This window comes from Pantoea wallisii (assembly GCF_002095485.1).
Lineage (GTDB): Bacteria > Pseudomonadota > Gammaproteobacteria > Enterobacterales > Enterobacteriaceae > Pantoea > Pantoea wallisii.
Genome location: NZ_MLFS01000104.1, coordinates 1 through 7,003 on the forward strand (window position 1 = coordinate 1; position 7,003 = coordinate 7,003).

The 7,003-nt window shown below is 56.0% G+C and carries 5 protein-coding genes and 1 pseudogene; 1 reads left to right on the forward strand and 5 read right to left on the reverse strand.

Annotated elements, in window-relative coordinates; all coding sequences use genetic code 11:
* Positions 1-133: 133 nt before the first annotated feature.
* From HA48_RS21450 to HA48_RS21470, 5 genes and pseudogenes are all read right to left on the reverse strand, one after another.
* Positions 134-1,539: pseudogene (locus HA48_RS21450) on the reverse strand (c-type cytochrome).
* A 117-nt stretch (positions 1,540-1,656) separates the two neighbouring features.
* Positions 1,657-2,364: a hypothetical protein gene (locus HA48_RS21455; RefSeq protein WP_128603119.1), complete on the reverse strand. Its 708-nt coding sequence runs from the start codon at positions 2,362-2,364 to the stop codon at positions 1,657-1,659.
* Between the two features lie 83 nt (positions 2,365-2,447).
* A complete protein-coding gene (locus tag HA48_RS21460) occupies positions 2,448-3,596 on the reverse strand; it encodes a lactonase family protein (RefSeq protein WP_128603120.1) in 1,149 nt (382 codons plus the stop codon).
* Between the two features lie 36 nt (positions 3,597-3,632).
* Positions 3,633-4,271, reverse strand: a complete 639-nt coding sequence (gene otnC, locus HA48_RS21465) for a 3-oxo-tetronate 4-phosphate decarboxylase (RefSeq protein WP_128603121.1) — start codon at positions 4,269-4,271, stop codon at positions 3,633-3,635.
* A 14-nt stretch (positions 4,272-4,285) separates the two neighbouring features.
* A complete protein-coding gene (locus tag HA48_RS21470; RefSeq protein WP_128603122.1) occupies positions 4,286-5,596 on the reverse strand; it encodes an MFS transporter in 1,311 nt (436 codons plus the stop codon).
* Positions 5,597-5,860: 264 nt separating this feature from the next.
* Here HA48_RS21470 and HA48_RS21475 point away from each other — a divergent pair, with 264 nt between their 5' ends.
* Positions 5,861-6,895: a LacI family DNA-binding transcriptional regulator gene (locus HA48_RS21475; RefSeq protein ID WP_128603123.1), complete on the forward strand. Its 1,035-nt coding sequence runs from the start codon at positions 5,861-5,863 to the stop codon at positions 6,893-6,895.
* Positions 6,896-7,003 lie beyond the last annotated feature (108 nt).

Consider the following 7,003-nt stretch of genomic DNA (forward strand, 5'->3'; position numbering starts at 1 on the left):
CGCGAGGAAACCGCTCTCCGCCAGTTTATCGGCCGCCCGCGCACGTGCCGGGAACAGCGTGTTGCACAACGCGCCCAGCGATAAAATACCCACGCCCTGTAATAAACGACGGCGTGACAAACCTGAAGCGTGGTTATGCGCCATGCTTTTTCCCCCTGCGCAAACGAGATACAACAACACCCAGTACGATCAGCACAATCGCGGCGGCACTACCATATACGGCTGGCTGCGCCAGACGGGCGATCAGCGGCCGCTCGCCACCTTCACGTACGGTTTTAACCTGCTGCGCCGTGACGTTAAGTTCAGCATTGCCGAAGTTTTTCAGCACGTAATTACTGACATCAGCAATCAGCTGATCGGTCAGGCGATCGGTATAAAACGCCTCCGGGCCAAAGCCCGGCATGGCCACGGCTCTCCCCTCAACCGTGCGGTGCACGCCATAGACAATGGTGGCAATCAGGTTATCTGCCTGCGGGGCGCCGGTGGCGGTGTTGTGGAACAGCGCGGGGTAAAACGCATTGCCGGCACCGTCTGCCTGATGGCAGTTGGCGCAGGTGCTGCTGTAAACCTGCCAACCGGCATCAGGACTCTTCACTGCACGTAACGACGCATCGCTGGTGGCCGGCTTACCCTGCATATCGCGTGGCGCGCCCGGCTGGCTTACAGCCGGGATCTGGCGCAGGTAAGCCACCATGGCATTAATGTCGTCGTCAGAGAGATATTGCAGACTATGCTCAACGGCTTCAGCCATGGGACCGGCCGCCTGCGCTTTCCCGGCCACGTGCCCGGTTTTCAGATACTGTGCAAGTTGCGCATCGCTCCAGTTACCGATGCCTGCTTGTTTGTCAGACGTGATATTCGGCGCGTACCAGCTGCCAAGGGAGCCACCGCTCAACGCACGATCGTTGTTTTGCCCCATGAGTGCATTGCGCGGAGTGTGACAGGTATCGCAGTGCGCCAGCGCATTGACCAGATAATCACCGCGATTAATTTGCGCTGATTTGTCTTTAGCTGGAATAAATGTCTGGTCATCGGCAAACAATACATTCCAAAGTGCCATGCTGCTGCGAATATTAAACGGGAATGGCAGATCGGTTTGTGGCGGCACATTATCGTCGGCTTTTACCTCCTGCATAAAATAGACATACAGTGCATGTATATCCTCATCGGTAATTTTCGCATAGGAGGTATAGGCATTGCCGGATAGAGATGCTGGCCTTGCCGGTTAATTCCCTGTCGCACCGCGCGGGCAAACTCCTGTTCGGTGTAATCACCAATTCCTGCGGTTTTAGAAGGGGTGATATTACTGGCGACGATATTACCCAGGGGTGAAGAGATAATATATCCGCCGGACATCTCAGCCGCATGGTCGGGAGGTGTATGGCAGGCGCCACAATCTGCTGCAATAGCCAGATATTTGCCTTTCGCAATAAGAGCGGCAGAGTCGTGCGCATTTTCAGCATGGGCTGAAAATGTCGCAGACATCAAAATGCTCAACGCGAAAGGCAGAGAACAATGTCTCACCTTTCTTGCCTTCATTATAATTGCTTCCGGTTAATAATTATTGGTGTTGTATAAAACAGAAATGCACTTCTGCCAGAGGCTGGCAGAAGTGCAGACTAGCAGAAACTTAATTCATACAAAATACAAACTATGCTATAACAGTTCATAATCATTAAAGATGATATTTTCACTGCTGGCGGCCGTAATATCGACTTTCCCTGGTTCGGTCAGAAATGCGTCCCCGGGATGGACCCACATCTCTTTCACCCGATTCTCATGCGCAGGGTCAGCAAGTAAGATGCGCCCCTCTGTGAAAAATACCCGCACGCCCGGACCGTGCTGTACATATTCACCGGTATTCTCGCCTGGCTTCAGCGTAACCTTCCAGCCTTTAACGTTTTTTTTGTCCAGCACCTGCTGGAAAGCCTGGCTCTCCGGGCGCGTTGCGCCACCAAAGTTTTGCGGGCCCGGCAGGTTAATTTCAAAAGCCACCTGATGATTAACGCTCGATCCGGTATTGGTTACGCGATCGGAATTTGATTTCCCCTGGTGGGCGCCAAATTTAACGTTGCCGGATTTCATCTCATAATCAATTGCCGGTTTCGTGGTGTACTCAATTTTTACCGGGCTGCCCTCAATATGCGTATTGACGTAATCAAGGTGCTGCTCATGGAATAAGGTTGCGTGTCCGGGCTGGATCAGCACGCGCATTACCGTGACATATTTATTCTCCAGAATAACGTGATGCAACGGTTCCAGATCGGTAGCCACCACCTTCTCAGCGGCGTGCACCTGTAATCCGGCCATCAGAAGAGCCGAACCTGACAGGGTAATGAGTAATGTTTTACGAAAGACAGACATGATGACTCCTTCTCCTGAGAAAATAGTTAACGCACTATGCGCAAGATTAATTAATAACAGGCCGCAATCGCTTTTACCGTTGATTACTCAACGATGGTGACCCAATTCGCGCCCTTACCGGTTGGTACGCGCTCCAGTAAATTGAGCGTGCCGCTCTCCTGGTCAATAGAATAGAGCGCAATGTGCGCTGACTTCTGCCCGGATTCGATTAAATAACGACCGGAGTTATCAATAGCAAAACCGCGCGGCTGCAGTTCTGTTTTCATACTTTTAATTAATGTTAACCTTCCGTCACGGGGAGAGACGCGGAAGGCGGTAATATGGCTGCTGGTTCGTTCAGTCGAGTAAAGAAAACGGCCGTTTGGAGTGAGGTGAATATCCGCCTGCCAGATACGGGGCCTGGCCGATGCGGGCAGATCATCGTCACCGGTTAAGGGGCGCGCTTCGCCGCGCTGCATTGTGCGGGCAATCGCCGGATCGAGCGAAGGCGTCGCCTCATGTTCCGTCATGGTGCCATCTTTATTCATCGTCAGGCGCGAGATATTCCCGGCCATCTCCGTCAGCAGATACATATTTTGTTCGCCCTGCTCATCACGCTGCGGAGCAAAGGCAAAATGGCGCGGGCCGGTCGCAGATTCTCGCTGAATGTTAATGAACGCAGGCGTGTTGGGCGTGACGCGGCCGGATTGGCTATCGAAACGATACTGCAGCAGCTGATCGGCACCCAGTAACGGCACAAACAGATAGTGATTGTCCGGGTCGGTCTGAATCGCGTGCGCACGCTTACCGGTATGTACCACCTGTACCGGCGCGCTCTCCACTTTACCCTCAGCGCCGATACGGTTAATGCTAAAGAGATCGCCGCCGTAGGATGAGGAGAGCAGGAAACGACCGCTCTTATCCAGCGCCACGTACGCCATCGCCTCCGGTAGTGGTGTATCCGCAACGTGCTTCAGTGCGCCATCTGTCTGAATCTGCCAGGCCGAAACGTGATATGGCTGACTGCGCACAGAGACATAGAGCATACGCTTATCGTTAGAGACCACCATCGGCATACTTTTCAGTCCGGTGCTGTACTCGCCCAGCGGCGTCAGCTGGCGCTGCGCCTTGTCCAGCGTATAGGCTGTAACCGTACCGCTGTCACCGTTAGAGACGTAAACAAAGGCGTTGTTCTGCGCCGTGGCGCTGGCAGCAACAAACAGCATGCTGGCGGCTAAAAGCGTTTTTTTCATTATGGGTTCCCTCTTTAGTCAGATGCAGCACGCAACCTACCAGCGCGTACGAAAGTGCTCGCACAGCGCCTGCACCGCCGCTTCCGGCAGCGCGGCCGGTTTTGGCGAGCAGCCTAGCCAGAGCCGCGCGGTCTCTTCCAGCTCCTCCAGCGCAAAACTGGCGTGTGATACCGAAGCGCCCCATATAACCGGACCCAGCCGCTCCAGCATCACGCCGCGCACCGAAGTTGCCAGCACTGCAACCTGCTGCGCCACATCCGGGTGCCCGGGACGCTGGTAGTCGATCAGCGGAATGCGCCCCACTTTCATTACCTGATAGGGCGTGAGCGGCGGCAAAATAGCGTCGCGCTGCCACACGCCAGAGAGCGTTAGCTGCACCAGATGCGTCGAGTGGGTATGAACCACACCGCAGGCTTCCGGGTTGTTGTCATAAATCTGGCGATGCAGCAGCAGCGTTTTCGACGGTTTGTCCCCTGAAACCCACTCACCGCCCAGGCTCACTTTGGCAATGCGTTCCGGATGCAGATGCCCAAGGCACGCATCGGTGGGCGTGATGAGCCAGCCATCCTCCAGCCGGGCGCTAATATTGCCCGCCGTGCCGGTGGTGTAGCCGCGCGTGAACAGATCGGCACCCACCTGGCACATCTCCTCGCGCAGTTGTTGTTCGTTAAACATCCTGTTCTCCTGCATCATTTACTGGCTGAGGCCAGTTCGTTATGTGGCTCATTGATATCAATTGGCAGCGGCTCGACTTTACCGAGCACAAACATAAAGGTCAGCGCACCCAGTACGCAGATACCACCCGCCACCAGCAACGGCACCACAAACGAGCCGTGGCTCAGGCTCAGCATCAGCCCGGTGAAAGAGGCCGTTACGATCCCGGCGAGGTTACCGGCAAAATTCTGAATGCCACCCAGAGTGGCCACATAGTTGCTGGCTGGCGCGACATCAGCGGGCAGCGTCCAGATATTGGCAGCGGTGAACGCCAGCCCGGCATAGGTAATGGAGAACAGGGTCAGGATTACGGCAATGCTGTCCGTGAAAGCGGCAAAGGCGATCACGCTCGACAGCAGCATGCCGGTAATCAGGCAGGTTTTCCGCGCTGCGGTCAGGCTGAATCCTTTACGGTAGAGCGTGTCGGATACCAGTCCGCCCAGTAAACTGCCCGGAATGCCCATCAGCGCAGGAATCGCCCCCAGCGTGCCCAGCTCTTTGAGTGAGAAGCCGTGCGCCATGGTCAGGTAGGTCGGGAACCAGGTCACAAAGAAGTAGGTTGCAAAGTTCATGCAGAAGAAGCCAATCATCATGCCCCAGACGTTGCGGTGACGGAACAGCGCCCACATGTTGATTTTGGCGTTACTGTTTTGCTGTGTCGGCACGGCGCGATCTTCCAGCAGGTTCTGGCGCTCGGTTTCGTCCAGCCCCTTCATCTCTTCCGGCTCACGGTAGAACAGCAGCCAGATAGCCACCCAGATCAAGCCCAGTGCGCCCGTGACGACAAACGACGTCTCCCAATCCCACACGCTGATCAACCATGCCACCAGCGGCAGCGCCAGTGCACTGCCGGCACGCGGGCCTGCATCAAATATACCGCTGGCCGTCGCGCGTTGTTTTTTCGCAAACCAGCTGTAGACCACTTTAACGCAGCCCGGGTTACCGCCGGCTTCCCCAATGCCCAGCGCCAGACGCGCCGCGAAGATAGAGGCAAAGCCTTTACCGAAAGCGGTAAACACTGTGAACAGCGACCACCAGCCGACGGCCAGCGCCAGGCCTGTGCGGGCGCCAAGCCGGTCTATCAGACGGCCAGCCGGAATCTGCATCAGCGCATATGTCCAGAAGAAAGCCCCCAGAATCAAGCCCATGCTGGTATCATCCAGCCCGAGGTCTGCCTTGATATGCGGCGCTGCGATCGCCAGGTTAATACGATCGATATAGTTGATGGCGATGGCGAAAAAGCAGAACACGATCATCAGCCAGCGGATTCGTGGATATCTGCGCATGGTGAATTCCTTTATGATTTCGTTATGGGTTGCTGCGATACGCCGCGAGAGTGCCTGCTGCCGTTCGCGTTGTCGTTAATTTTTGGGGAAATGCTGCACGAAACTGTTAAATAAACGTTTCTGTACATCTCCAAACTGATAACATGATGTCAAAAGTAAGCGATTACAAAATTCAGTCAAGCCAAAAGTAAGCGCTTTCAAAATTGACCGTGAGTTGTCTGCAATTTTTGTGGGCGAGCTCACTCTTTCAACAGGAGTGACTTGATGAGTGAGAAGCAAAATGGTTCGGGCCGTGCGTCGCTGGAAGACGTCGCACGCCTCTCCGGCGTATCCACGGCCACCGTTTCACGCGTGCTCAACGGCAGCACCACGGTAAAAGCCGCGCGTCGCGCCGCAGTAGAGCAAGCCTGTGAAGAGCTGGGATACGTGATTAACCGTGCAGCACGCACCCTCGCCTCGCGCCGCAGTATGACCATCGGTGCGGTCGTGCCGACGCTGGCCACAGAGACCTTCTCGCGACCGCTGGCGGCCTTTCAGCAACTCATCCACGAAGCGGGCTACACCCTGCTGCTGGCGAACTCCAATTTTGATCCGGATACCGAGCTGAAAGAGGTCAATAAGCTGATCGAGTACGGAATTGATGGGCTGATGCTGGTAGGGAATACGCATCACCCAAGGCTGTGGGAGCATATAGCGCAGCAGGCGATCGCCTGCGTTCAGACCTTCTCGCTGGATAGCGAAAAACCGTGCGTTGGTTACGACAGCGAAGGGGCAGCCGAGACCCTGGCCCGCCATCTGCTGGGTTTAGGCCATCAACGTTTTGCGGTGATCGTGGGTACGCCGCCCTCGAACGATCGTATCTCCGAACGTTTGAACGGTACGCGTCGCGCACTGCAGGCGTATGGGCTCACGCTGCCGGAGACCCATCTGATCGACAATGCGTTTAGCATGAATGATGCGCGGCGGGCAGTGTTTCGTCTGCTGGAGGGGCCGCTGCCGCCCACCGCCATCATCTGCGGTAACGATCTGCTGGCGTTCGGCGCCATGCGCGCCGCCAGCGAGCGCTATCTGCGCATTCCCAATGATATCTCTATCGTCGGGTTTAATGATTACGAATACGCCGAGCATCTGGAGCATCCACTAACCACCATGCGCGTTGATCTGGCATCGATAGGCGAGCACGCAGCGCACTATCTGCTGAACACGCTAAATGGCCTGCCGGCAGAGACCTGTACCGAGATCAAAACCGAGCTGATCGTGCGCGGCAGCACCGGCTCCGTGCCGCGCACCGAGCGCTAATCGCGGCGTAGCATGCCAAAGCGGTGGAAAACGTCGTTGACCGGCGGCGTTTTGAGCCAGGCGAGAAAGACGCGGGCGGCGTCAGGCTGCTCTGCCCCCGGCCAGCAC